Here is a 25948-nt window from a genome sequence, read left to right as displayed (position 1 = left end):
CAAATAATGTGTAAATATTATTTTTTTACACGACTTTTTTGAATAGATCAGGTAAATTATTGAGTATTGAGTTATTTATATTAAAAATAGATTTGTTTTAATTTTAGCAAGAACTAAGGATGAGCCTAATTCATGCGTGATAATGAGCCAAAAATGTTGACCAGCCTTTTGTCACAAGGGGCTCTATTATCCCAAATAAAAGAAAGGACATTAGCACTGAGTCAATTAACGAAGGTTATTGATGAATTGCTTCCAGCACCGTTGAATCAGCAATATAGAGTTGCAAATTATCGTCAAGGTATTCTTATTCTTGAGATCAGTTCTGCTAATTGGCTTACACGAATAAAATACGAACAAAGTAATTTGATTTCAGGTATACGTCAAAAAATCTTACCTTCGTTATCCTCTATTCAATATAAGATTAATCCCACTATTGCGACAAATAACTCACAATTAGTTAATTTTTCAAATAAGAATGCTAAAATTAATAATGTGATTACGATTCAAACAGCAATATATTTAAATGCTTTGGCAGAGCAAGCACCTGAAAAACTAAAAAAACAATTGATAAAACTTGCTAACCATGCAAAATAAGCTAAACAATATTTAGAAATAATAAATGAAAAGATACAGGAGTGAAATATGGATAAAAGTATGATGACCTATATTATCATCGGCCTAATAATTGGTTTTATTGTGGGTATAATTTTCATCAATTTTGTTTCTCAAAAAGGACGTAAATATGCCAAAGTTAAACGCGAATTGGAACAAGCCCAAGAAGAATTAGCATCTCAAAAACAGATGATGGTTAAACATTTTTCTCATAGTGCTGAAATATTGGATAATATGGCCAAAGATTTTCGTCGCTTATATCAACATATTGCTGAAACTTCTGGGCAATTTGTAACTTCTGATGATATGCCTATGATTGATTTAGAAGCTGTCAATAATGATATCAGTGTCAAAAATGAATTAACACTTGAAAAGCAGCCTAAAGACTATTCTGATAATCCTTCAGGATTATTCAAAAATGATGAAGTGAAATCTTAATTAATTTTCAACATTTCTTAGTTTTATTAGGCTATTTATGTTTTAAATATCAAATTTCTTAAATAAGAGAGTTTTATGATGAGTCATTCTTTACGAAAACCAAAAAAATTATTAAGTATAATTGCATTAAGTTTAGGTTTAAGTTTAGCTACATTATCTAATGCCAATGCGGCATTCCCATTTTTACCAACGGATAATAACCAACAACAACCATCGTTGGCACCAATGTTGGAAACCGTTTTACCTTCGGTAGTAAGTATTAAAGTTGAAGGTACTGCTCAAATGCAAAATAATATGCCGGAAGAATTTAGACGATTTTTCGGCTATCCGGATAGTCAATCTAGGCCTTTTTCGGGATTAGGTTCTGGTGTCATTATTGATGCTGAAAAAGGTTATATTGTTACCAATAATCATGTAATTGATAGTGCCGATAAAATTACGGTAGTAATAAATGACGGTCATGAATATCAAGCAAAACTAATTGGTAAAGATCCACAAAGTGATATTGCTTTATTAAAAGTGGATAATGCAAAAAAATTAACCTCAATCAAACTTGCTGACTCAGATAAAACGCGAGTTGGTGATTACGTTGTTGCGATTGGTAATCCATTCGGTATCGGTCAAACTGTTACTTCAGGTATCATTTCTGCGTTAGCTCGTAGTGGGTTAAGTATGGATGGCTTTGAAAATTTCATTCAAACTGACGCGTCAATTAACCAAGGTAATTCCGGTGGTGCTTTAGTTAACTTAAATGGTGAACTAGTTGGGATAAACACTGCTATTATTGCGCCAAGTGGGGGTAATGTAGGAATTGGTTTCGCTATACCTAGTAATATGGTTAGAAGTTTGACGTCTCAACTTATTGAGTATGGTGAAGTTAAACGAGGTGTTTTAGGTATAAAAGGTAATGAATTAACATCAGATATTGCTAAAGCTTTTGACCTTGAAGTACAAAAAGGTGCTTTTGTTAGTGAAGTTATAGATGATTCTGCTGCAAAAGAGGCAGGAATTAAATCTGGTGATGTCATCATTTCTATGGACGGTAAACCGGTTGATAGTTTTGCAGAGTTACGCGCAAAAATCGCGACAACTGGAGCTGGTCGTACAGTTAAATTAGGTTTGATTCGAGATGGCAAAGAGATTTCTGTTGAGGTTAAATTGAAAAACGGTGATGCATCCAGTACCGAAGCAAAATCTTTACATCCAGCACTTGAAGGTGCAACACTTGTTAATGGTGATATAAAAGGACAAAAAGGTGTATTAATTGAGAGTATTGTTAAAAACTCTCCTGCTTCACGTTTAAGTTTACAAGAAGGTGATCTTATCACAGGGGTCAATAAGTCTAGAGTTAATAGTATTTCTGAACTACGTAAAGTGATTGATAGCAATCCTTCTGCAATCGCTTTAAATATTGTCCGAGGAGATAGCCGTCTATATCTTATCTTACGCTAAGTAATTATATAGCTAAAAATCGTCGATGCTTTGCATCGACGAAAACTTCATTTTAACCATCAGTTAGATATGATAGAATCCTATCAACTATTCTCATCTTTATAATAATAATTATGCTTAAAAAGTTTCTTTGGCCAATATTAATTGGTGGTGTGTTAGCGATAGTATTACTCATTATTTTCCCTTCTTTAAGAAATGGAACACAATCAGATTTTTCCAGATCTATTTTTAATGAAGAACCTATGAGTTATTCTGACGCGGTTAAGATTGCTGCTCCAGCAGTAGTAAATATCTACAGTCGATCGATTAATTCTGTTCCAAAACAATCACAAGATGGCCCAATTACACCGCTAGGTTCTGGTGTAATTATGAGTGAGTATGGCTATATCATTACCAATTATCATGTTGTTGATGGAGCTGAACAAATTATTGTTGCCTTGCAAGATGGTCGAATTTTTGAAGCATTACCTGTAGGTTCCGATAAGTTGGTTGATATTGCAGTGCTTAAAATAGAGGCAACTAATATCCCGGTCATACCTATTAATTCTAAACGAGACCCCAAAATTGGTGATGTTGTTTTAGCTATTGGTAATCCATACAACATCGGTCAAACGATTACCCAAGGTATTATTAGTGCGACAGGGCGTGACGGATTAAGCCCATATCGTCGACAAAACTTTATTCAAACTGATGCATCAATTAATCATGGTAATTCAGGTGGAGCTTTAGTAAATACTAAAGGTGAGTTGGTAGGCATTAATACATTAACATTTGCTAAAAATCTAGGTAATGATGTTCCTGAAGGAATTGGTTTTGCCATCCCAACAGCATTAGCCGTTAAAATAATGGATAAATTAATTCAAGATGGGAAAGTAATTCGAGGTTATATTGGCATTGATGGGTTAGAATTCGCCCCAACGCAAAATCCTAGTGATTTACCGAAGGTATTAGGTATATTAGTTACCAATGCTGAAGGACCTTCATTACAGGCCGGCGTTGAAGCAAATGATATATTAATTATGGTTGATAATAAACCAGTAAAATCCATAGTAGAAACTATGGATCAAATTGCAGAGTTGAAACCAGGAACAATCGTCCCCATATTAGTTTTGCGAAATGGAGAAAAGATTGAACTTCAAGTAACTATCGGGCAATTACCGGTTTAGATTGGTCGATTATTACTTGATTATCTTTCATATAGGACGTATAATTCGCACCCTTATCATGTTATTTAACACTCGTATGGTGTATAGATTTTGCGATTAAGCCGTTTATATAGCGATACGAACAAACTTTAGAGGTTTATTATGAAAGAAGGTATCCATCCAGAATACACTGCAATTACAGCAACTTGTTCTTGTGGTAACACAATTAAAACTCATTCAACTATTGGTCATGATATTCATCTTGACGTATGTGGTGAATGTCACCCGTTTTATACTGGTAAACAACGTGATGTTGCAACTGGCGGACGTGTTGATAAATTCAAACAACGTTTTGCAATGGTTGGTGGTAAAAAATAGTTTTACTAAACTAACGTTGTCAAAAAGGCGCTTTAAGCGCCTTTTTTGTATCTATTATTTTATTTTAATTCAATCATTCGTCGATTAAATCCGGATCGATGCCTAAATCTCTCATCATTTTTTGTGCTTGTTGTGGAATTCCATCATCACGATCTTTCTGAAGATCTTCATCACAAGGGAGTGGTTGACCAGTATAAGCGTGTAAAAAGGCTTCACATAATAATTCACTATTCGTTGCATGACGTAAATTATTGACTTGTCGCCTTGTTCGCTCATCAGTTAATATTTTAAGTACTTTCAACGGAATTGAGACTGTAATTTTTTTTACTTGTTCACTTTTTTTACCATGTTCAGCATAAGGGCTGATATAATCGCCGTTCCATTCCATCATATTTTTCACCAAATCACATCACAAATAATGTGGGTAATTTTAGCGTTTTTTTTATTTAGCTGCAATCTATACACCAAGATAGTTAGACGTCTAGACATGTTGACGTCTTTTTTTATTGTGCTATTCTTATACAATTATTAGATATATAAAATGCTTGGTAGGAAGGTTGTTATGGCTAGTGATTCTAAAAATCTAAGACAAGGTACTAATTTTAGCCAAGGCACGATAGCTGTTCGTGGTGGAATTAATACAGATGATCAATTTGGTAGCGTAGTTCCTGTTATTACGCCTTCAACATGTTATCGTTATGAAGAGTTTGCAACACCGAGGAAGTTTGATTATGGTCGCAAATCCAATCCAAGTAGACGATTAGTCGAAGAAACCGTTGCTAAATTAGAAGGTGGGGCGGATGCTATTTTAACTAATTGCGGTATGTCTGCAATACATCTAATTAGCGTTGCCTTACTTAGTCCAAATGATGTTGTTGTTGCGCCTCATGACTGTTATGGCGGTAGTTATCGATTATTTAATAGCTTGAGTCAAAAAGGCTATTTTAAAACAAAATTTGTTGACCAATCTGATTCTGTTGCTTTGAAAGAAGCACTTAGCTTAAAACCTAAATTAGTCTTAATTGAATCACCAAGTAACCCTTTGTTACGAGTTGTCGATATAGAAGCGATCACTCGACAAGCTCATGAGGTTGGTGCTTTGGTTTTAGTCGATAACACTTTTATGACACCAATTTTACAAAAACCATTGGAGCTTGGTTCTGATATTGTTAGCCATTCTTGTACTAAGTTTTTAAATGGCCATTCAGATTTACTCGCTGGAATATTGGTGTTTAAAGATCAACAATTAGCAACGGATGTACTATGGTGGGCCAATAATATCGGAACATCTACTTCGTCATTTGATAGTTATTTGTTATTGCGTGGTTTAAGAACGCTAGCAGCAAGAGTTAAATTACAGCAAGAAAATGCGCAAAAAGTGGTAGAATTTTTAGAAAATCACCCTAAAATTGCAAAAGTTTTTCATCCATCATTACCTTCAAATCTTGGACATGATATTGCGAAAAGACAACAAAAAGGTTTTGGTTCACTGCTAAGTTTTGAATTAGCAGGTGATGCTAATGTTATGCCGAAATTTTTAAATGCTCTCAATATATTTACATTAGCCCAATCACTTGGTGGTGTGGAAAGTTTAATCTGTCATCCTGCAACTATGACTCATTCAGGAATTAGTGCTGAAGCACGTAAAACCGCAGGTATATCCGATCAATTATTACGTATTTCGGTTGGTCTTGAAGATATCAGTGATCTTCTTAATGATTTAGAACAAGCACTAGCTCAAATCTAAATTTTATCTGCTAATCAATAGGATTGAGAAATAATTGATTTTATCAATCCTATTTTCCTTTACTTTCATAATAATGCACTATTTTACTTTTTGACTAACTAAAGTGGTTAAATTAGTGTTTATATTTGCCTCAAAAACCCCGTTCCTCAACTCAAAAATTCAATATCACTCCATATCTATAAATCATCTAATTTACATTAAAACTGAATTATTATCAGGCTAATACAGTGATGTAGTTCATATTTGAAGTTATGACAAGAGATTAGGCAAACAATTATTTCCAGTATAGCTGTTTGTTTCAACAACTATCATGATGGGCTTTTTTAAAGCCCATCCCTGTTTTTAATCTTTAATACCATTATCTTTGATGACTTGCTGATACCAATAAAAACTATCTTTTTTAATTCGATTAAGTGTTTTTAAGTCATGATCATCTCGATCAACATAAACAAAGCCATAACGTTTTTTGAAACCTTGATGAGAACTTAGTAAATCAATTACTGACCATGGACAATATCCAAATAGTTCAACCCCATCTTCAATTGCATCATGACAAGCTAATATGTGCGATTTGATATAATCAATTCGATAATCATCATGTACTTTATTGTCAGCAGTTAATGTATCTGGAGTACCTAATCCATTTTCAGTAATAATTAATGGTAAATGATATTGACGATAATATTCATTTAATACTAGTCTTAACCCCATCGGGTCAATTTGTGCACCATAAGTAGATGCGGTTAAATTTGGGTTTTTCTCAATTTTGAAATAACCATATAGATCGAAATCAATATCTTTTTCTTTAGTGCCAAATGGATGAGCATCATCTTCCGGTAAATAGCTTGCGACTAATGTTCGATAATAATTTACGGCAATAAAATCAGGTTTAGCTTTTTTTAATATTTCGGCATCTTCTGGTTGTGTAATAGGGTAGATACCACAACGTTGCAAATAATGTTTGTAGTATCCCGGATAATCACCAAAACAGTACATATCTAGGGCATAATTAGTTTTAAAATTATCATTCATTTTAGCTGCCCAAACATCCATTGGTTTATTACTTGCAGGATAGGTCATGGTGGATGATACCGCTGGTCCTACTTTGCTTCCAGTAATTAGTTCATGACAATCATTTGTTGCCATCGCATGAGCAACAAACATGTGATAATCCATTTGAGCTCTCACTTTTTCTGTGTCGGCTGGTGCGACTTTGTACATGTTCATTCGTTCATTAACACGAATCATCAAATTTTGTTCATTATTGATTTGCCAGTTTTTTACCCGATCACCAAATGCTTTATAGCAGACCTGAGCATAGCGTCTAAACGCATCGACACAACGGCGGTCTTGCCAACCATTATATTTATCAACTAAGGCAAATGGTAAATCAAAGTGATAAAGAGTAATAAATGGAATGATATTATTTTTGATTAATTCGTTAATTACTTGATTATAAAAATCAATTCCAGCTTGATTTATTTCACCGTCCCCATCAGGAATAATACGTGCCCATGATATTGAAAAACGATAAGTTTTTAATCCCAATTCTTTAAACAAAGCAATATCACTCTCTACATGATGATAGAAATCACTGGCAACTTTGCTATCGGCTTGCACTGCAGAGCGTTGAAATGAGTTATAATCAGCAACGGTCATCCCTTTTCCATCAGTATCCCATCCACCTTCAATTTGAAAAGCAGAAGATGATGCTCCCCACCAAAAATCCTTAGCAAAAGCTTTCATATATTAACCTCTAAACTTGAATAAATAATAAATTGTCTTTTTTATTGACGTGACCTTTTTGACAATATTCTATATTTTTATATTGATCTGAATTAGCAACAATAATCGAAGTCGTTAAATCGAATTCTTTTATTTTATCAATATCAAATGAAACTATTTTGGTTCCTTTTGTAATGTGTTGACCTGCTTGTACATAGGATTGAAAATATTTACCTTGTAATTTAACGGTATCAATTCCAATGTGAATCAACAGTTCAATACCATTATCTAATGTTAGACCAATAGCATGTAAAGTAGGGTAGAGTACTGATACTGTACAATCCGCTGGTGCAACTATTTCTCCTACCTTAGGATAAACCGCGATCCCTTTGCCCATCGCTCCTGAAGCAAATACTTCATCTTTGACTTGATTTAAGGCAATGACCTCACCCTCAACAGGCGATAGAATAGTTGTATCAGTGGTTAATGGAGTTTGAATTGTTTTTGATTCTTTTTCGTTTGGTATGTCATTAAATCCAACAATCATTGTCATAATGCATGAACCAAAAAATGCAAAGCCTATACCAATTAAATAGCATAAGAACGCTTTTGTACCTGCTTCCGCATAAACAGGTATTGTTAATACCCCTTGGTTGGCAAAGGCTGTACCATAAGATCCTCCCCAACCCATTAATCCTCCAGCAAGTGCACCACACACAACCGCACAAATCATTGGTTTTTTCAATCTTAAGTTAGCGCCATAAATCGCGGGTTCGGTAATGCCGAACAAGGCTGTGATTGTTGCCGATGCGGCAACGGTTTTTAAATTTTTATTTTTGGTTTTGAAAAATACACCTAATGCGGCTCCAGCTTGTGAAAAGTTTGCCGCTCCAGCGAAAGCAAGTAAGTTCTGGCGTCCAGTTTGAGCTACGTCATTAATGCCGATTGGTACAATAGCACGATGTGCGCCAAAGATGACTAAAATACACCATATACCACCAATAAATGCACCTAATAAAATAGGGCTAACACCCATAATGTAGTAATAGATCCAGTTTATAAATTCGCCAATATAGATGCCAATAGGACCGAAAATAAGTAAAGTAGCTGGTATCATGATAAGTAATGAAAAAGTTGGCACCATGATAATTTTTAATACTTCAGGGATAATATATTCCAAAAATCTTTGTACATAACTTAAAATAAATACCGCTAATATAATTGGGATAACGCTAGACGTGTAACTTGCTTTGGTTAATTCAATGGTAAACAGAGTGACTTCAGTTTTACTAGCCATTAAATTGACAATTGATGGATAACATAATGTTGCACCAATTATCATTGATATAAATTCATGAGCTTTAAATACTTTAGCAGCGGTATAGCCAAGTATTATTGGCATGAAGTAGAAAACTGCATCTGATGCCGCATGTAAAATCGTGTAGGTGTTATAAGTTTTGATATCAGTTTGATAGTAATAATTACCTATCATAACCGCTATAGCTAAAATTCCCTTTAACATACCTGATGCTGCAATAGCTGGGATGATTGGTGTAAAAATAGCTGCAAAAGCATTAAGTATTTTTACCCCTAATGAAACTTTAGGTTCCGTTTGATTTCTTTGTTCTAACTCGCCAATTAGAGGGAGGAGTTGCTCATAAATTTTGGTGACTTTATTGCCTAATACTACTTGGTATTGTCCACTACTTTCAACAACGGAAATCACACCTTCTGTCTGTAATAATTTTTCGCGATTAGCTTTTTTACTGTCATTTAATTGAAACCGTAAGCGAGTAAAGCAGTGTGTTAAGTTGATAATATTCTCTTTACCGCCGACTAATTCGAGTATTTGCTGTGCAATTTTTTGATAGTCCATTATTTTCTCCATTACTTAAAGAATGGTTATTCATTGATAAAAAAGCTTAATACACTAAAAATTATCATTATTATATAAATCATAAAGTTAAGATATTTGAATTATGAATTTAGTAAGATCAATTTTTATCACTTTTTAATTCACTTCAAGCTAGCATACTTTAAAAAATTAGACAAGTTTGTCATAATTATTGCTAAATAATTTATTTAGATATATTTTTAGAGCAAAAAATTATCAGTATTAAAATTGTGGATAAATGAAGTCAGCCAAGAAGAAGTCTTATTTATTGTTGTGTATTGTGTTTTTTTTCTGGTATGCACAATATATCTATATTCCTTATCAAACCCCTTATCTTGCAGCGATAAATATATCGACTACTATGATCGGAATGGTGGTTAGTGCTTATGGGTTTTCGCAATTATTCTTAAGATTGCCGGTTGGTTTATTAGCCAATGTAAAAGAGAAACATAAAATTTTTATTGTATTAGGCACCTTTTTTGCCGGAATTGCATCGGTGATTCGTATTATTGAACCGAATGGAACTGGTTTTCTCGTTGGTAATATAATTTCAGGTTTCGCCAGTGCAATGTGGATCTCTTTTATGGTGCTCTTTTTAGGTTTTTATCCCAAATCTAAAAAAGGGTATGCAACTAGTTTAATTATAATGGTTAATAATCTAGGTGTGTTTTTAGCCTTTTTAACAAGTGCATTATTGTATGATTATATTCATATGGTAGGAATTTGTGTGCTTAGTTGCTTTAGTGGGTTATTGGCTTTTATTTTAGCAATAAAGCTAAAATATCCGGAAAAGATCCATCATGATTTTAACTATCATCTTTTGTTTAGCGCATTATGTAATCGAAAATTATTGTTTTTCTCATTTCTTGCTTTAATTCAACAAGGCATTCAAATGTCTACCACAATGTCTTTTACTAATCAGATATTGAGTGATTTAGGGGGAAATGCCTTTTTAATTGGCATTTCTTCAATTGTCTATATGTTATCTTCAGTTCTATTTGCTAAATTGGGGGCGACTAAGTGGATTAATCTGATGAGAATTTCAAGCTGGGTAATTTTATCTTTTCTATTACTAGCACTTTATTGTATTTTAGTACCTCAGGTCTCTTCTGTTTATATTATTCTTCTATTGCAAATTATCCCTGGTATAGGGACGGGTATACTATTTTCGTTTTTAAATTTTGAAGCGATGATAGATGTGCCATCATATGCTCGTTCTGCTGCCATGGGATTATTTCAAGCTATTTATGCACTAGGTATGACGCTATTTCCAATTATTGTTGGAATAATTAGTTTGAAATGGTCGATGATAATCGCCTATTTTGCCTTAGCCGGTATAGCAATAATAGGCGCAATTTTATCAATGATTTACTGGTTAAAATTTAGAAAGCAGGCCACTTAAAATTTTATATAGTGAGCACACTATCTTATTAGTTAAATGGTTTTACTATTGAAATTAAGCCTAATAATCATTAGGTGATGCTTGTGCAAGTACTTCGCGATTACCATTATGACTTGGCGCACTTATAATCCCTTCAACTTCCATTTGTTCTACTATTCGAGCAGCGCGATTGTAACCAATTCTAAATTTGCGTTGGACGCTTGATATTGATGCTCGACGGGTTTCAACCACAAATGCTACTACTTGATCGAAAAGTGGATCGAGTTCTTCGTCGGTCATATCGAAGCTATTACCTTCATTATCATCAGTTGAAACTGTTACATTCTCGATATATTTAGGTGTGCCACGCGCTTTCCAATCTTGCACAACTGCATGAACCTCTTCATCACGAACAAATGCGCCATGAACACGTATAGGAATTGAGCTGTTTGGTGCTAAATAGAGCATGTCACCCATACCTAGAAGTGATTCAGCCCCCATTTGATCTAAGATTGTACGTGAATCAATCTTGCTTGAAACAGTAAATGCTATTCGAGTTGGTATGTTGGCTTTGATTAAACCAGTAATCACATCAACTGATGGGCGTTGAGTCGCAAGTACTAAGTGAATACCAGCTGCTCGAGCTTTTTGTGCAAGTCGTGCAATGAGCTCTTCGACTTTTTTTCCAACGGCCATAATTAAGTCGGCGAATTCATCCACCATAACCACAATATATGGAAGTTTTTCAAGCGTTGGCATTTCAAGATCCATACTATCAGTGGGTTTCCAAAGAGGATCTGGAATTGGTCGTCCCATTTCTTCGGCAAGTTTGATTTTTTCGTTAAAACCAGCAATGTTACGAACGCCCAATGCTGACATCAATCGATAGCGACGCTCCATTTCATTAACACACCAGTTAAGAGCATTAGCCGCATCTTTCATATCAGTTACTACTTGAGTCAATAGATGAGGAATCCCTTCATAGATAGATAGTTCTAACATTTTAGGATCAATCATTATAAACCTAACATCTTCAGGTTGTGATTTGTATAAAATGCTTAATATCATGGCATTAACACCTACTGATTTACCTGAACCGGTCGTTCCTGCAACCAATAAATGTGGCATTTTAGCTAAATCTGCAACCACTGATTGTCCTGCGATATCTTTTCCTAATACAATTGTTAAAGGAGATTGTGCATTTTTAAATTGTGGACTATCTAATACTTCTCTGAAATAAACAGTTTGTCGATTTTTATTTGGTAATTCAATTCCGACATACGGTTTACCTGGAATAACCTCGACCACCCGTACTGAAGGCATTGATAATGAGCGAGCTAAATCTCGGTCAAGTGTCGAAATTCTTGCTGCCTTAATGCCTGGTGCAAGTTCAATTTCGAAGCGAGTAATAACGGGGCCAGGTAAATAATCGACAACTCTAGCTTTTACTCGATAATCAGAGAGGCTTTTTTCGATTTGCTCTGACATTGCATTTAATGCCGCGTGATCAACTTCAATTCGAGTTGTTGGTGGTGGCGTTAATAAATTTAACGAAGGTAACGGTGTTGTTGGTTTAGGTAAAGGCTTATCATTGCGTTTTAGCAAAGGATGAATAAGGCTTTCTTCCTCATCCTCATCCTCGTCCGTAACTTCTTTTATTTCATTTTTAGTTTGTTGTTCATTTGATTCGTTTACTACCTCATTTTGATATATGTCATCAATGAGAGGGTTTTCTTCTTTAAGAAGTGATATATCAACATCTTCGGGTATCTCAAATTCGGCTGGAATATCATTAGTATTATGATATTCAGGTGTAATACTTGGTGATGTTTCCGCTAAAGGTTCGATTACAATTGGATCAACTGAATCTTGAGATGCAATATGATTTAGATTAATTTTTGGCTCATTATGCTCCATAGTGAATAAAGGTTTACTTGGTGCATCGGCAATAGCGTATTTATCTTCTTCAAAAGGTTCTAAGGCCTCACGACTATTAATTTCTCCATCAGATTCTGTTGAACTCATATCACTCGTGGTGCTTTCATTCATATTTTTCAAAATAGTTTCCATTCGCGCTAAAATCGCGTCAGGATCCATTTCTTTTTTAGATATATCTTTAGTCGGTTGGTTAGTTTCGTTAGGAGATGTATTTGCCTCAATAGATTGCAATAATTGAGCAGCAGTTTTTATAAATACTTCATCATCTTTTAATGAAATAGGTTTAGTTGTACTAATATCTGATTCTGTCGCCAATTTGGTTGAGTCAATATTATCACTACTATCAACATCAATAGGTAGATCAAATTGAGGCTGTTTTTCTGTTGTTAATTTGTCTTCTTGCTTCGAATCAGCTGGTTGTGAAACTTTATCCGGAGTAAATAACCATTTTATTGGTGACAGGATGAACATAACTAAAGCACCAATTTTTTCAAACAGATAAAGCCAAGAGAAACCAGTTAAAAGCGTAATACATGCTAGTGTTGTTGCAAGCAAAGCTAGAGAGGTAGCTAAGCTACTCATAACAGGTAGAAGGCTTTCAATTACTATCGAACCTAAATAACCACCTGCTTGGAATTGTTCTGGATCGCGAATATTAAGAGCAAAAAAACCACAACAACTAAGTACAAAAGCTAAAATGCCGATAATTCGGAAAGAAACACTAAAATAGTTAATAGGATCACTGGCATGGCGGTAAAAGTAACCCATTAATTGTAAACAAAAAAAGATAATAATAACCGGTAAACTATAGGCGATTAATCCAAAAAACTGAAATAAGATATCAGAAATATATGCACCAATATAACCGCCTAAGTTGCTAATAGGATAGTGCCAAGCTGTACGTGACCAGCCAGGATCTGATGGGTTGTAAGTAAACAGTGATAAAAATAAGTAAACAGACAGGCCTATTAATGATAATAGAATTAATTGTGCAACAATCTGTCTTCTTGTAATTTTAGATTTTTTCAAACACGTACCTAAAAACTATCTTAATTAAAAATTTTGAGTATTTTATCATAAATTGAACCTACTCATAGCGTGAAAGGTGTATAAAAACTAATTTATTAGCAACTATTAATTCGATAGCGTTAAGGTTTGATTAAATCTTTTTGCATTCAACACGTAATGTTGAGCATTTTTAATATTTGCTTGAATTTCTTCATCTGTGAGTTTACGAATAATTTTAGCTGGAGATCCCATAATCATACAACCTTCCTCATAAGGTAGACTATGTGTAACTAGTGAGTTTGCACCTACTAGGCAGTTTTTGGCAATTCTAGCATTGTTTAAAATAGTACTTCCCATACCAATTAAACTATTATCCTCAATATTACAACTATGCAAAATAACATTATGGCCAACGGTGACATTCTCACCAACAATACAGGGAATGTCAGTTTCTGTATGAATAGTACTGTTATCTTGAACATTACTATTTTTACCAATATGAATAGTTGCGATATCACCTCGCAAAACTGCGTTAAACCATATAGATACGCCTTCTTCTAAAATAACATCACCAATGATGTCTGCTGATTTAGCAATAAAACACTTAGAATTAATTTGTGGTTTTAGATTTTCTAATTGATAAATCATGGTTAATTCCTTTTTATATTTTTGACACTCAAAAACAATCCAGCCGCAAAAAAGTTACAGATAACCATTGAGCCAACCATTAGCCATTCTGTTAAATTATTCGTAACAGTTGCTGTATTATGAGTTGAAACGAGTGTTGAAAGTAAGACTCCGATAGCGCCAGCGACGGCAAAGCGGATGGTGCCTGCAAGCGAGGAGGCTGTGCCTGCTATATGAGAATAATAATCGAGTATTACAGCCATGCAATTACCACCTATGGTTGAAATACAACCGATATAACCAGCAATACATGCCACTAAAAAGACAAAACCTAAGTCAAATATACTCACTGTAGCCATACCTATGGCTGTAATAAATTGGAGGAGTAAGCCTAACTGAATCATCTTAATAGAACCAACCCGTTTTACAATACGGCTATTGAGTGTATTCATTGAAACCATGACCATAACATTAATAGCAAAGTAATAGCCGAAATTGGTTGATGCAACACCATGTAAGTTCATATAGACAAATGGTCCTAAACTTAGAAATGAAAATAATCCGGCTCCGGAAAATGCACCAATCATCATGTAAGTAAACACTTGTCTATGTCTAAATAGGGCAATGAAGTTGCTTAAAATTCGAATTATACTGAATTTATCACGTTTGGATTTGGCTAATGTCTCAGGGATATTGATTGTTACTAATGCAAAACAAATAATCGCCATTAAGCAAAGTGCATAGAAGTTAGCTTGCCAATTGAACCAATAAAGAATAAAACCACCAATAATCGGTGCGAGTAATGGGGCAACATTCGATATCAATGTTACAAAAGACATCATTTTAGAAAAATCATCACGATCGCGATAGATATCTTTCATTAATGCATTAATAACAATAGTGGTTGCTGATGCTGCTATTCCATGAAAAAATCGGGCTGTGATTAACTGATTTATATTAGCAGCAAGACCACAACATAATGCTGCAATTATGAAAATAATTAGTCCAGCAGTTAAAACTTTTCTTCGTCCGTAACTATCGGTGAGTGGACCAAACAAAAGCTGACCTAATGAAAATCCTAATAAATAGAAACTGATTGTCAACTGCACAGTTGAATCGGCGACATTAAATTTGTTCGCAATAGTTGGCATACTTGGTAAATACATATCAATAGATAATGGCATTAACATTGAAATGAAACCAAGAATAAAGATAAGTGCTTGTTTAGAAACTTTAATTTCTACTTGTGGTTCTTGTGTTTGCACGTTGTCATTCCTTTGGATACAAAGTTACTAAGTTTTAACTATAAAACCTAGTAAAAGAAAACATTAGTTAAGAATCAAACGGCTAATTTAACGAATTGATCTCATCTTGAGTAAGAGGGCGGTATTCGCCCTCAGGTATATCAAGAATAATATTGCCAATCTGTTTACGATGCAACTGGGTGACATGGTTATTTACAGCTGCAAACATTCGTTTCACTTGGTGATATCGACCTTCACTTATTGTAAGTTCTGCATGGTAATCATCAAGGATAACTAATTTAGCTGGTTGAGTAAGTGTTTTTTCACTTTTTAGCTGAATACCTTGTTTAAATATCTCAATAAGATCATTATTAAGAGGTTGCTCAACGGTTACCTGATAAACTTTTTCACAATGATGTTTAGGAGAAGTAATGCGATGTGACCACTTACCATCATCAGTTAATAAAACTAGCCCAGTGGTGTCTAAATCCAGTCGACCTGCTGAATGCAGCTTTTCAGACATAGGTTCATCAATAAAATAGAGGATAGTTGGGTGATCAGGATCATCAGTAGAACAAACATAACCTTGTGGTTTATTGAGCATGAAATAACGATTTTCGGTAATAGGTATAATTTCGAAACCATCATATTCTACAATTTGATCATCTGAGATATGGTAAGCACCTGATTTTACAACAGCTCCATTAACAGTTACCTTTTGGGCTTTCAGTTCTTTATTGACTATTGTTCGGCTTACCCCTAGATGGTGAGCTAGAAATTTATCCAGTCGCATATTCAAATACTATTCCTATAAACATGGTGTGTAAATATCAAAACGATGATTTTTAGTTTTAATTTCCGCCGTTGGTTTTTGATTGGCTAAAAATGGTGCATAATCAGGGCGTTTAACCACAACGCGTTTTTTAGCTAATCGTCTTGCGGGTTCAAGTAGGCTTTCTGCATCGAGATCGTTACCAACTAATTGTTGAAAAATTCGCATCTCTTTTTTCACTAATGCACTTTTTTGTCGATGCGGAAACATCGGATCAAGATAAACAACGTCAGGTTTTTCTTGATGTGAATTGAGCCCAAGTAAACTTGAATTATAAATTAAATGTAACAGCTTTTGTAATTGCTGACCAATGATTGGATCTTGATAAGCACGATTAAGCCCATCTTCTAACAAGGCAGCAACAACAGGATGTCGCTCAAACATAGTAACATGGCAACCAATAGAAGTTAATACGAATGCATCTCGTCCTAATCCAGCTGTTGCATCAATAATAGTGGGTAAATAATTACCTTTAACGCCAACAGCTTTAGCTATCGCTTCACCACGACCACCACCAAATTGACGACGATGAGCCATCGCACCAGACACAAAATTAACCGCGATTGCACCTAATTTAGGTTCATCAGTTTTTTGTAACTCAAGTTGATTGTTTTGATTAACGAGAGTAAATGGAAGATCAGGATGCTCGAATAACCACTGCTCAGCTAACTTTTTGAGCTGAGCAGTGTTAACTTTAGTGGATACCATAGTGACGAAGTAATGCCTCAAGTTGCGGTTCACGACCACGGAAATTTTTGAATAATGTCATTGGTTCATCACTGCCACCTTGAGATAATATATTATCCAGGAAAGCATTACCTGTATTTGCATTGAAGATGCCTTCTTCTTCAAAGCGAGAAAACGCATCAGCAGATAAAACTTCAGCCCATAGATAACTGTAATAACCCGCGGCATAACCTCCTGCAAAAATATGACTAAATGCGTGAGGGAATCGACCCCAATCTACGGTTGGTACTACTGCAACTTGTTCTCTGACTTGTTTTAAAGTTTCTAAAATATCAGGTGTTTTTTCGCTATGTAATTTAAAATCAAATAAACCAAATTCTAACTGACGCAGAATAAATAATGCAGCTTGGAAGTTTTTGCTATCAAGCATTTTTTCTAGCATTTCTTGTGGTAATGGTTCGCCAGTTTGATAATGACCTGAAATAAATTCTAAAGCTTCAGGCTGCCAGCACCAATTTTCTAAGAATTGACTCGGTAATTCAACGGCATCCCATGGAACACCATTAATACCAGCCACTGATGACACATCAATTTCAGTTAACATATGATGTAGTCCATGACCAAATTCATGGAATAATGTGGTTACCTCATTATGAGTAAATAATGCTGGTTTATCACCGATTGGTCGATTGAAATTACAAGTTAAATAGGCAACAGGTTTTTGGATATGGCCATCAGCAAAACGCATTTTACCAATACAATCATCCATCCAAGCACCACCTCGTTTATGTTCACGAGCATATAAATCAAGATAAAAGCTACCTTTTAATTCACCATTGGCATTATATAAATCGTAAAATTTTACCTCAGGTGCCCAAACTTCAACATCATTACGCTGTTTTGCAGTAATGCCAAAAATACGACGAACGACTTCAAATAATCCACTAATAACTCGCTCCTCTGGAAAATATGGACGAAGTTCTTCATCATTGATGGTATAAAGATGTTGCTTTTGTTTTTCGCTGTAATAAGCGATATCCCATGGTTTGATATCACTTGCACCAAAATACTCATAAGCATATCTTTTAAGTTCGGTTAATTCTTTTTCACCTTGTGGTTTAGCTTTGGTTGCTAAATCGGTTAAAAATGCGGTAACTTGCGTTACAGTTTCAGCCATTTTAGTTGCTAATGACTTATCGGCATATGTGTCAAAACCAAGTAACTGAGCAAGTTCAGCTCGAAGCGATATAATTTGTTTAATGATTTCTGTATTATCCCACTTACCGGCATTAGGTCCTTGGTCAGACGCTCGAGTATTGTATGCTTGATAGAGTTCAAATCGTAAATCTCGATTATCGCAATAAGTCATTACCGGTAAATAACTTGGAATATCGAGCGTTAATAACCAACCATCTTGCTCTTTTGCCTTAGCTTGCTCTTTAGCTGCGGCTAAGGCACTTTCAGGCATTCCGGATAAATCTTCAATATTCGTGATTAATTTTGACCAGCCCATAGTGGCATCTAATACATTATTACTATATTGAGATGATAATTCTGAAAGTTTGGCAACAATTTCACCATAACGTTTTTGCTTATCATCCGCCAATCCAATACCCGATAATTCAAAATCCCGCAATGCATTGTTGATTACTTTTTTTTGTGCTTTGCTTAAATTTTCGAAGTGGTTGCTATCTTTAAGTTGTTTATAGGCGTTATATAGTGGTTTATGTTGTCCTACCCAAGTACTGTATTGAGATAGCAAAGGTAAGCAAGCCTCATATGCTTCACGTAGTTCTGGGCTATTTTTTACTGAATTAAGATGACTAACCGGCGACCATGCTCGGCTAAATTTTTCATCCATTTCATCAATGGGTTGAACAAGATTATCCCAAGTGTATTCACTATTTTGTTCAAGCACAGATTCAATCGTTTTACGACAATTGTTTAATGTCTCTTTAATCGCTGGTAAAACATGCTCAGGTTTGATTTGTGAAAATAGGGGTAATGATGAATTACTTAATAGTGGGTTAGTCATTCTGGAATACCTTATGCAATGATTATGTTTATTTATAAAACATGTGGCTAAAAAAACTTTATTCAAGTTTCTATGTTCATGGAGGGTGATTATAAACCCATTAATTTTCGCTCACGTTGCCATTCAGTTGGTGTATAGGTTTTGATTGATAATGCATGGATTCGATTATCATTAATAAATTCCGCTAATGGTGCATAAATAGCTTGTTGTTTTTTTACACGACTTAATTCAGCAAACATTTCACCAACGGCAATAACTTGAAAATGGTTACCGTCATTTGTCATTACATGCACATCGTCAAGGTTAAGTGAATTTTTTAATTTAGCTATAATTTCTTGTTTATCCATTATTTAAACTCAGTATTAACTATTTTATAAAAAAAAGTTGAGGAACGGGGTTTTTGAGCTCTCAAATTGCATCATTTTTAATGATTAATCACTGTTTGCAAATCATAAAGCTCAATTAGTGTTTGTAATTGTGGGCTGATCCCAGTCAATTTTACATTATATTGATTACAAAAATAGACAAGCGTCGCGAGTCCAGAGGAGTCAACCCGTGTTACTTTAGATACATCAATATGGCTTACATTGCTTAATAGTGTATCTTGAGCAATCCATAAATCATTTAAAGAGTGAAAATCAAGTTCACCGATTAAATTAAGTGCATTTTGTTGTTTTTCTGCTTGGATTCGCGACATAATGAACTAACCTTTTTGTTTAGCGTTTGGATCAATTTTGCGATTGGATAGATCATTTAATTGTTTGGTTAATGCATCTATTCCATTTTGGCGAAGAATAGCTGCCCATTCGTTTTGTTTAGTTGTAACCATGCTTACTCCTTCAGCTGTTAAGTCATAAGCTTTCCATTCACCTGTTACTGTATTTTTTCGCCATTGAAAATCGATACGAATAGGTTGTTGATTTTTATCTGGCTGATTTAAAAGCACGCGAATTGAAATAAGTGATTTGTTAGTTAAATCTTTTGGTGCCTCAACTTGGTAAGTTTGACCGTTGTACATAGAAAGTGCTTGAGCAAAAGCTTGAACTAAATAGTTTTCAAAAGCTTTGAAATAAGCTGTTCGTTGTGCGTCAGTTGCTGATTTATAAGCATCACCTAAAATTAATGCGCCTGCATATTTAACTTGGACATAAGGCAATAAATCCGCTCTTACAATATCTTTAAGTTTATTTGGATTTGACTTAATTGATGCTGATTGAGCTTTCATCGTACTAAATATTTTGTCAGCAGCAACTTGCATATCGTTATAAGGATCGTTTGCAAATGCTGAAGAACTTATTACTAATGCAAGTACTAAAAAAAGGGCTTGTTTAAATTTGGTTAACATAGTTACTCCTTACTATCATTGGTATCTTGTTTTTTATCTGATGATCCGCCTGTGCTATATAAAAATTGTCCAATCAAGTCTTCGATCACCATGGCTGGTTTAGTATTGTTAATGACATAACCATCTATAAGATAAGCTGGTTTATTATTACTATTACTCGTTGTTGTAGTGGTATCAGAGTCTAATGAATCAAGTTCGTGTTCAATGCTTTGATCTAACCCAAAATTGATATCAATAAATTGTTCACCTAATAGGCCAGAAGTTTTGATTGAAAGTGAGCTAGAACTTGGAATTCTATTATATTGAGCATCTAAATCCATAGTGACATAAGGTTTATACGTTGCACCTTTTTCTGATTTAAGACTAATATTACTTACACGACCAATCACTACACCGCCAATTTTAATTGGTGATCTTACTTTTAATCCACCAATGTTATCAAATACAGCATAAACACGGTAGGAGTTATGACGAGCGAAAGACGTTGGATCGGTAACTCTAAAACATAAAAATAGCACTGAGCAGATAACCAGCACCATAAATAACCCTACTGTAATTTCAACTTTACGACTCATGTTTAATGACCTCAATTACTAAACATTAATGCGGTTAAAATAAAATCTAACCCCAAAATAACTAATGATGAATAGACAACGGTGTTCGTTGTTGCCCGACTGATTCCTTCTGATGTTGGCACACAATCATAGCCATTAAATAGGGCAATCCAAGTACTAGCGATTGCAAATGCAAAGCTTTTAATAAAACAATTGCCTAAATCGTGCCACCAATCGACATTACTTTGAATGGATGACCAAAAAAATCCTGCATCAATACCTTTCCAATCAACACCTACTAATACACCACCTAAAATGCCAACAGCGACAAAAATTGCTGTTAGAAACGGCATACAAAAAAATCCAGCCCAAAATCGTGGCGCGATAATTCGTCTTAATGGGTCGATCGCCATCATTTCCATGCTTGATAATTGTTCGGTGGCTTTCATTAGACCAATTTCAGCAGTTAACGCTGAGCCGGCACGGCCTGCAAATAGTAATCCTGCTACTACAGGCCCAAGTTCTCTCAACAGCGCAAGTGCGACTAGCATCCCCAAACTGGCTTCAGCACCAAAGGTGGTTAAAATGAAGTAACCTTGTAGTGCTAGTACCATTCCTATGAAAAGACCGGATACGATAATAATTGATAGCGATTGTACACCGACAAAGTAAAATTGTTTAACAAGTAATGGGAATTGTTTGCTAAATTGAGGTTTACCGATAAGTGCACCAAATAGCATTACGCCTGAGCGACCTAGCATCGCGATAATATTGATTATTGATCGCCCAAGTTTTGCAATTAAGTTTAACATTAGTTTGCACCTCTACTTAGGTCTAATTTGTAATCATCCGCAGGATAATGAAATGGTACTGGGCCATCGGCTAATCCTTCAAGGAATTGTTTTACTCGTAAATCATCATTATTGCGTAATTCTTCAGATGTACCGCCAGCAATAATATGTTGTTCAGCAACAATATAGGCATAATCGGCAATACTTAATACTTCACTAACATCATGGCTAACAACAATACAGGTTAATCCAAGTGATTGGTTAATTTCAGATATAAGTTTGACAATTACGCCCATGGATATAGGATCTTGCCCAGCAAAAGGTTCATCAAACATGATTAAATCAGGATCGAGTGCTATTGCTCTGGCTAATGCTGCCCGCCGTGCCATTCCACCAGATAGTTCTGAAGGCATCATGTTAGCTGCACCACGAAGTCCTACTGATTGTAATTTCATTAATACCAAATTATGTAAAATAGGTTTTGGTAAATTAAAATGTTCTCTTAATGGATAAGCAACATTATCAAATACTGATAAATCAGTAAATAGAGCCCCAGATTGGAATAACATACTCATTCTTTTACGGACTTCATATAACCTTGAACGAGTCATACTAGGTATATCTTCACCATCAAATAGAATTTGACCTGATTGTGGCTTAAGTTGCCCGCCAATCAGTCTTAATAGTGTAGTTTTACCTATTCCCGATGGCCCCATAATTGCGGTAACTTTGCCTTTGGGAACCGTCAAGTTCATATTTTTATAAATTGGACGAGTCCCACGATAAAAAGACATATCGTGTATTTCGACCAGATTTTGTTGTAATGTGTTGGTCACAATGAGTTCCTACACTACCATAATTAAATGTCGGTTATTTTACTTGATTATTACAAATAAACAAATGTATTAACCAAGTAGCTGATTTAGTGATGGTAATCATAAAATATGCTGAATTTATTTGTTCGTCATTTTATGCTAAAACTTTTTTAATATTTTAACTATATGAGAATATTGAATTATATTTATTGATTTTTTGTGGTAAATAGTGGCGTTTTGAAATAAACGCCAGTATAAAGTGTTGCAATAGGGTTTTATTATTTGGGATCATTCGTGTCTTGCCTTGCGTGCCAAATAATTACCAATGCTTTGTACAATTTGTATTGCAATAACTAAGATCACAACACAGATATAAATGACGGTATCATCAAAACGTTGATAACCTTGCGAATAGGCGACATCTCCAATCCCACCTGCGCCAATAGCCCCTGCCATTGCTGTTGCCCCAATCAAACCAATTGTGGCGGTTGTGAAAGTTAAAATCAATGAACTAAATGCTTCTGGTAGCATAAAGTGCCAAATAATTTGTACTGGCGTTGCGCCCATCGATTCAGCTGCTTCAATAATACCACTTTTTACCTCTAATAATGAGTTTTCAACAAGCCGAGCAATATAAGGAGCAACATAAAAAGTTAAGGGCACAATTGCTGCTGTCGTACCGATTGATGTGCGAACTATAAAGTAAGTAAATGAATGAAGTGAAAAGAGTAAAATAATAAAAGGTAATGAGCGAACAAAATTAATAATTGGGTTAATAATCTGATAAACCCGTTTATTTTCGAGTAAACCAGATGGTCGGGTGGTGACTAAGCATATCGCTAATGGAACGCCGATTAATGCGCCTAATATTAATGAAAAAACAACCATATATAATGTGTCTAATGATGCTTGTGCATATTGCTCAACGGTTACTCTGGTTAGAAAATTAGTATTTATATAATTGATAAAATCGTTGACTATTTCCATTAGTTGTTCTCCCAATGTTTGATTTCTGTAACGTTAACCCCATTTTCGCGAAGAAATTGCACCGATTGTTCTATATTATTATCACTTCCTTTTAATTGAACAAACATACTGCCTAATACCGTTTTTTCGATTTCAGACATATGGGCAAATAAAATATTCACTACTACTTTCTGCTGTAAGATCAATGCATTCATAACTGGCTCTGAGGCCGAACGACCTAAAAATTCAAGCTTAAACAACTTAATATTATGTTTATCACCCTCAATTTTTAACAGATTTTCAACAACACCTTCAGGGATTTGGTCATTAATAACTGAACTAACAAATTTTTGTGTGGTTTTATGCGTTGGATGACCAAAGACATCAAGTACATTGCCATGTTCGATAATTTTACCTTTTTCCATAACTGCTACTTTGTGACATATTTGCTGTATTACATGCATTTCATGGGTAATTAGAACGACAGTTATTTTATATTTATCATTAATTTTTTTTATTAATTCCAAAATAGCTTGAGTAGTTTGTGGATCGAGTGCCGATGTGGCTTCATCACAAAGCAAAATATCGGGATCGTTCGCCAAGGCCCGAGCAATTCCAATACGTTGCTTTTGCCCACCTGATAGCTCTTTAGGATAGCTATTAGCTTTATCGCTTAATCCAACAAATTCGAGCAGTTCATGAACTTTCTGTTTAATCGTTTGTTTATCTTTTTTGATGAGAACTAGAGGGATCGCAACATTTTCATATACGGTTTTGGATTCAAGTAAATTGAAATGTTGAAAAATCATGCCTATTTTACGGCGAACTTGGCGTAATTGAGAGTTTGATAACTGATTCAATGGTTGGTTTTGAATAACAACATTGCCTTGAGTTGGTTTTTCAAGAAAGTTTATCAGACGAACTAGCGTACTTTTTCCTGCACCACTATAACCAATAATGCCGTAGATATCGCCTTTTTGGATAGTTAAGTTGATGTTTTGTAATGCTTGGGTGGTAACTCCATTTCGTTCGTATTGTTTCGATACATTTTCAAATTTTATCATTATGTGATACCTATCAATGTTGTGCTACTTCAATTAATCCTTGCTTAGCGAGATTGGCTAAATAGTTGGCTGCTGGCATAATCATGTCAGTATTAACTAAAAATTTTGGATGATGTAAAGCATAAGGGCTTTGTGAACCAAGATTGATAAATGCGCCAGGTACATGATGCAAATAGTGGGCAAAATCTTCACCACCAAGTTGCGGTTGAAAATCAACAACGTCATAACCTTGTTGTTTGGCAATCTTTTGACAAAAATCGACCCACTTAGCAACATTTATGATTGATGGCGGGCCATCAAACCATCTCAACTCTGCTTTGGCTCCCATGCTAAGTGCAATATTTTCAACAATGCTTTTTAATTGTTGTTTGACTTTTAACCTTATATCAGGAGTTAGCGTTCTTACAGTGCCTTCCATCTCAACAATTTCAGGAATGACATTCCATGTGTTCCCTCCTAAGAATTTTGTAATGCTGACAACCACAGCATCAAGACCACTTATTGTACGACTTGATATTGTTTGGATAGCACTAATAATTTGTGAACCAATAACAATTGGATCAATACCTGACTCAGGTCTTGCCGCATGGGCTCCAACACCTTTTATTGTGATTTCAATTCGGTCAACGTTTGCTGAAAAGGGGCCAGCTCGTGAAGCCATTTGGTTAATGGTTAAATTAGGATTATTGTGCATTCCTAAAATAACATCAACGCCATTAAGCGCACCAATTTCTATGAAATGTAATGCACCACTAAAATTTTCTTCAGCGGGTTGAAAAAGTAATCGAACCGTTCCTTTCAAATGCTCTTCATTGGCTTTCAATAAGTAAGCTGCTCCCATTAAAACAGAAGTATGCAGATCATGACCGCAAGCATGCATTACTCCTTTTTGGGTTGAACGGTATTGGCAGTCTGATTGTTCAGAAATGGGTAAGGCGTCAATATCGGCTCTTAAGGCTAAGACTGGTGAGCCTGAACCAATTTCAGCAATAACACCAGTTTTTGCGCCTAGCTCTAATATGCGAATATTCGCTTTTTCTAAGTAATACCTTAATTTTTTGGTTGTTTCAAACTCCTGATTTGAAAGCTCTGGATTTTGATGTAAGTCGAGAAAAAGCTGCTCGATAATAGGTGCAATAGCTTTTGTCATGGTAAGTCCAATTGATAAAAATATTGATATTTTTAAAGTAGCACAGCTGATATTTTGGCTCTAATAATCGTTTTTTATAACTTATTCCAAAAAGTTATAAGATAGAATTACATGGAATAA

General features: G+C 34.9%; 25 protein-coding genes. 7 read left to right on the top strand and 18 right to left on the bottom strand.

Translation table 11 applies throughout. The features are described 5' to 3' along the window. Positions 1-132: 132 nt before the first annotated feature. From A9G08_RS10365 to rpmE, 5 genes are all read left to right on the top strand, one after another. Positions 133-594, top strand: coding sequence for a DUF721 domain-containing protein (locus A9G08_RS10365; RefSeq protein ID WP_065563630.1), 462 nt, complete (start codon positions 133-135; stop codon positions 592-594). 48 nt (positions 595-642) lie between these two features. Continuing rightward, positions 643-1050: a YhcB family protein gene (locus tag A9G08_RS10360; RefSeq protein WP_065563629.1), complete on the top strand. Its 408-nt coding sequence runs from the start codon at positions 643-645 to the stop codon at positions 1048-1050. 78 nt (positions 1051-1128) lie between these two features. Next, positions 1129-2502, top strand: coding sequence for a Do family serine endopeptidase (locus tag A9G08_RS10355; RefSeq protein WP_065563750.1), 1374 nt, complete (start codon positions 1129-1131; stop codon positions 2500-2502). A gap of 113 nt (positions 2503-2615) precedes the next feature. Next, on the top strand, positions 2616-3668 hold the full coding sequence (gene degS / locus A9G08_RS10350; protein WP_065563628.1) for an outer membrane-stress sensor serine endopeptidase DegS: 1053 nt from the start codon (positions 2616-2618) through the stop codon (positions 3666-3668). Between the two features lie 141 nt (positions 3669-3809). Further along, positions 3810-4025, top strand: a complete 216-nt coding sequence (gene rpmE, locus A9G08_RS10345) for a 50S ribosomal protein L31 (RefSeq protein ID WP_065563627.1) — start codon at positions 3810-3812, stop codon at positions 4023-4025. A 73-nt stretch (positions 4026-4098) separates the two neighbouring features. Here rpmE and metJ read toward each other — a convergent pair whose 3' ends face one another. After that, complete coding sequence (metJ, locus tag A9G08_RS10340; RefSeq protein WP_065563626.1) at positions 4099-4416, bottom strand: met regulon transcriptional regulator MetJ; 318 nt, start codon at positions 4414-4416, stop codon at positions 4099-4101. 171 nt (positions 4417-4587) lie between these two features. On the opposite strand from metJ, the gene metB reads away from it, so the two are divergent. Beyond that, on the top strand, positions 4588-5772 hold the full coding sequence (metB, locus tag A9G08_RS10335; protein ID WP_065563625.1) for a cystathionine gamma-synthase: 1185 nt from the start codon (positions 4588-4590) through the stop codon (positions 5770-5772). Positions 5773-6114: 342 nt separating this feature from the next. Here the strand turns inward: metB and A9G08_RS10330 are convergent, their stop codons facing one another. Further along, positions 6115-7518, bottom strand: a complete 1404-nt coding sequence (locus tag A9G08_RS10330) for a glycoside hydrolase family 1 protein (protein WP_065563624.1) — start codon at positions 7516-7518, stop codon at positions 6115-6117. Positions 7519-7528: 10 nt separating this feature from the next. Next, positions 7529-9373 (bottom strand): beta-glucoside-specific PTS transporter subunit IIABC, encoded by a 1845-nt coding sequence (locus A9G08_RS10325; RefSeq protein ID WP_065563623.1) that lies wholly within the window; start codon positions 9371-9373, stop codon positions 7529-7531. 256 nt (positions 9374-9629) lie between these two features. Here A9G08_RS10325 and A9G08_RS10320 point away from each other — a divergent pair, with 256 nt between their 5' ends. Beyond that, positions 9630-10793: an MFS transporter gene (locus A9G08_RS10320; RefSeq protein WP_065563622.1), complete on the top strand. Its 1164-nt coding sequence runs from the start codon at positions 9630-9632 to the stop codon at positions 10791-10793. Between the two features lie 60 nt (positions 10794-10853). Here the strand turns inward: A9G08_RS10320 and A9G08_RS11935 are convergent, their stop codons facing one another. The 15 genes from A9G08_RS11935 to A9G08_RS10245 form a co-directional block, all read right to left on the bottom strand. Beyond that, the gene (locus tag A9G08_RS11935) at positions 10854-13739 is read right to left on the bottom strand and encodes a DNA translocase FtsK 4TM domain-containing protein (RefSeq protein ID WP_065563621.1); all 2886 of its coding nucleotides are present in this window, start codon (positions 13737-13739) and stop codon (positions 10854-10856) included. A 105-nt stretch (positions 13740-13844) separates the two neighbouring features. Beyond that, positions 13845-14366: a gamma carbonic anhydrase family protein gene (locus A9G08_RS10310; protein ID WP_065563620.1), complete on the bottom strand. Its 522-nt coding sequence runs from the start codon at positions 14364-14366 to the stop codon at positions 13845-13847. Positions 14367-14368: 2 nt separating this feature from the next. Then, positions 14369-15610: a Bcr/CflA family multidrug efflux MFS transporter gene (locus tag A9G08_RS10305; RefSeq protein ID WP_218058474.1), complete on the bottom strand. Its 1242-nt coding sequence runs from the start codon at positions 15608-15610 to the stop codon at positions 14369-14371. 82 nt (positions 15611-15692) lie between these two features. Then, a complete protein-coding gene (rsuA, locus tag A9G08_RS10300) occupies positions 15693-16382 on the bottom strand; it encodes a 16S rRNA pseudouridine(516) synthase RsuA (RefSeq protein WP_065563619.1) in 690 nt (229 codons plus the stop codon). Between the two features lie 15 nt (positions 16383-16397). Next, positions 16398-17129, bottom strand: coding sequence for a class I SAM-dependent methyltransferase (locus tag A9G08_RS10295; protein WP_065563618.1), 732 nt, complete (start codon positions 17127-17129; stop codon positions 16398-16400). Next, positions 17116-19143 carry an oligopeptidase A gene (prlC, locus tag A9G08_RS10290; protein ID WP_065563617.1) on the bottom strand — a complete coding sequence of 676 codons (2028 nt, stop codon included), beginning with the start codon at positions 19141-19143 and terminating at the stop codon, positions 17116-17118. The genes A9G08_RS10295 and prlC overlap by 14 nt, the downstream gene beginning before the upstream one ends. A gap of 89 nt (positions 19144-19232) precedes the next feature. Further along, the gene (locus tag A9G08_RS10285; RefSeq protein ID WP_065563616.1) at positions 19233-19490 is read right to left on the bottom strand and encodes a BolA family protein; all 258 of its coding nucleotides are present in this window, start codon (positions 19488-19490) and stop codon (positions 19233-19235) included. 77 nt (positions 19491-19567) lie between these two features. Further along, complete coding sequence (locus tag A9G08_RS10280; RefSeq protein WP_065563615.1) at positions 19568-19840, bottom strand: STAS domain-containing protein; 273 nt, start codon at positions 19838-19840, stop codon at positions 19568-19570. Between the two features lie 6 nt (positions 19841-19846). After that, positions 19847-20488: a phospholipid-binding protein MlaC gene (gene mlaC, locus A9G08_RS10275; RefSeq protein WP_065563614.1), complete on the bottom strand. Its 642-nt coding sequence runs from the start codon at positions 20486-20488 to the stop codon at positions 19847-19849. A 2-nt stretch (positions 20489-20490) separates the two neighbouring features. Next, positions 20491-21063, bottom strand: a complete 573-nt coding sequence (mlaD, locus tag A9G08_RS10270) for an outer membrane lipid asymmetry maintenance protein MlaD (RefSeq protein ID WP_065563613.1) — start codon at positions 21061-21063, stop codon at positions 20491-20493. An 11-nt stretch (positions 21064-21074) separates the two neighbouring features. Next, positions 21075-21854, bottom strand: coding sequence for a lipid asymmetry maintenance ABC transporter permease subunit MlaE (gene mlaE / locus A9G08_RS10265; protein ID WP_065563612.1), 780 nt, complete (start codon positions 21852-21854; stop codon positions 21075-21077). Further along, entirely contained in the window at positions 21854-22672 is an 819-nt protein-coding gene (gene mlaF, locus A9G08_RS10260) for a phospholipid ABC transporter ATP-binding protein MlaF (RefSeq protein ID WP_081299570.1), read from the bottom strand. The genes mlaE and mlaF overlap by 1 nt, the downstream gene beginning before the upstream one ends. Positions 22673-22936: 264 nt before the next feature. Further along, positions 22937-23536: a methionine ABC transporter permease gene (locus A9G08_RS10255; protein ID WP_065563747.1), complete on the bottom strand. Its 600-nt coding sequence runs from the start codon at positions 23534-23536 to the stop codon at positions 22937-22939. A 98-nt stretch (positions 23537-23634) separates the two neighbouring features. Then, a complete protein-coding gene (locus A9G08_RS10250; RefSeq protein WP_065563611.1) occupies positions 23635-24678 on the bottom strand; it encodes a methionine ABC transporter ATP-binding protein in 1044 nt (347 codons plus the stop codon). Positions 24679-24691: 13 nt separating this feature from the next. Continuing rightward, positions 24692-25828 carry an amidohydrolase gene (locus A9G08_RS10245; RefSeq protein WP_065563610.1) on the bottom strand — a complete coding sequence of 379 codons (1137 nt, stop codon included), beginning with the start codon at positions 25826-25828 and terminating at the stop codon, positions 24692-24694. Positions 25829-25948 lie beyond the last annotated feature (120 nt).

The organism is Gilliamella sp. wkB195 (assembly GCF_001690445.1).
In the GTDB taxonomy this organism is placed as follows: domain Bacteria; phylum Pseudomonadota; class Gammaproteobacteria; order Enterobacterales; family Orbaceae; genus Gilliamella; species Gilliamella apicola_E.
This window is presented reverse-complemented; position numbering and strand designations above follow the sequence as displayed.

Excerpts from the sequence above, each read along its gene's own strand:
- mlaE (WP_065563612.1), bottom strand. The coding sequence starts at position 21,854 with ATGTTAAACTTAATTGCAAAACTTGGGCGATCAATAATCAATATTATC.
- A9G08_RS10355 (WP_065563750.1), top strand. The coding sequence starts at position 1,129 with ATGAGTCATTCTTTACGAAAACCAAAAAAATTATTAAGTATAATTGCA.
- A9G08_RS10250 (WP_065563611.1), bottom strand. The coding sequence starts at position 24,678 with ATGATAAAATTTGAAAATGTATCGAAACAATACGAACGAAATGGAGTT.
- prlC (WP_065563617.1), bottom strand. The coding sequence starts at position 19,143 with ATGACTAACCCACTATTAAGTAATTCATCATTACCCCTATTTTCACAA.
- A9G08_RS10295 (WP_065563618.1), bottom strand. The coding sequence starts at position 17,129 with ATGGTATCCACTAAAGTTAACACTGCTCAGCTCAAAAAGTTAGCTGAG.
- A9G08_RS10285 (WP_065563616.1), bottom strand. The coding sequence starts at position 19,490 with ATGGATAAACAAGAAATTATAGCTAAATTAAAAAATTCACTTAACCTT.
- A9G08_RS10330 (WP_065563624.1), bottom strand. The coding sequence starts at position 7,518 with ATGAAAGCTTTTGCTAAGGATTTTTGGTGGGGAGCATCATCTTCTGCT.
- A9G08_RS10360 (WP_065563629.1), top strand. The coding sequence starts at position 643 with ATGGATAAAAGTATGATGACCTATATTATCATCGGCCTAATAATTGGT.
- A9G08_RS10280 (WP_065563615.1), bottom strand. The coding sequence starts at position 19,840 with ATGTCGCGAATCCAAGCAGAAAAACAACAAAATGCACTTAATTTAATC.
- A9G08_RS10320 (WP_065563622.1), top strand. The coding sequence starts at position 9,630 with ATGAAGTCAGCCAAGAAGAAGTCTTATTTATTGTTGTGTATTGTGTTT.
- metB (WP_065563625.1), top strand. The coding sequence starts at position 4,588 with ATGGCTAGTGATTCTAAAAATCTAAGACAAGGTACTAATTTTAGCCAA.
- rpmE (WP_065563627.1), top strand. The coding sequence starts at position 3,810 with ATGAAAGAAGGTATCCATCCAGAATACACTGCAATTACAGCAACTTGT.
- A9G08_RS10310 (WP_065563620.1), bottom strand. The coding sequence starts at position 14,366 with ATGATTTATCAATTAGAAAATCTAAAACCACAAATTAATTCTAAGTGT.
- mlaC (WP_065563614.1), bottom strand. The coding sequence starts at position 20,488 with ATGTTAACCAAATTTAAACAAGCCCTTTTTTTAGTACTTGCATTAGTA.
- mlaD (WP_065563613.1), bottom strand. The coding sequence starts at position 21,063 with ATGAGTCGTAAAGTTGAAATTACAGTAGGGTTATTTATGGTGCTGGTT.
- metJ (WP_065563626.1), bottom strand. The coding sequence starts at position 4,416 with ATGATGGAATGGAACGGCGATTATATCAGCCCTTATGCTGAACATGGT.
- A9G08_RS10365 (WP_065563630.1), top strand. The coding sequence starts at position 133 with ATGCGTGATAATGAGCCAAAAATGTTGACCAGCCTTTTGTCACAAGGG.
- degS (WP_065563628.1), top strand. The coding sequence starts at position 2,616 with ATGCTTAAAAAGTTTCTTTGGCCAATATTAATTGGTGGTGTGTTAGCG.
- A9G08_RS10245 (WP_065563610.1), bottom strand. The coding sequence starts at position 25,828 with ATGACAAAAGCTATTGCACCTATTATCGAGCAGCTTTTTCTCGACTTA.
- A9G08_RS10325 (WP_065563623.1), bottom strand. The coding sequence starts at position 9,373 with ATGGACTATCAAAAAATTGCACAGCAAATACTCGAATTAGTCGGCGGT.
- A9G08_RS10255 (WP_065563747.1), bottom strand. The coding sequence starts at position 23,536 with ATGGTTGTTTTTTCATTAATATTAGGCGCATTAATCGGCGTTCCATTA.
- rsuA (WP_065563619.1), bottom strand. The coding sequence starts at position 16,382 with ATGCGACTGGATAAATTTCTAGCTCACCATCTAGGGGTAAGCCGAACA.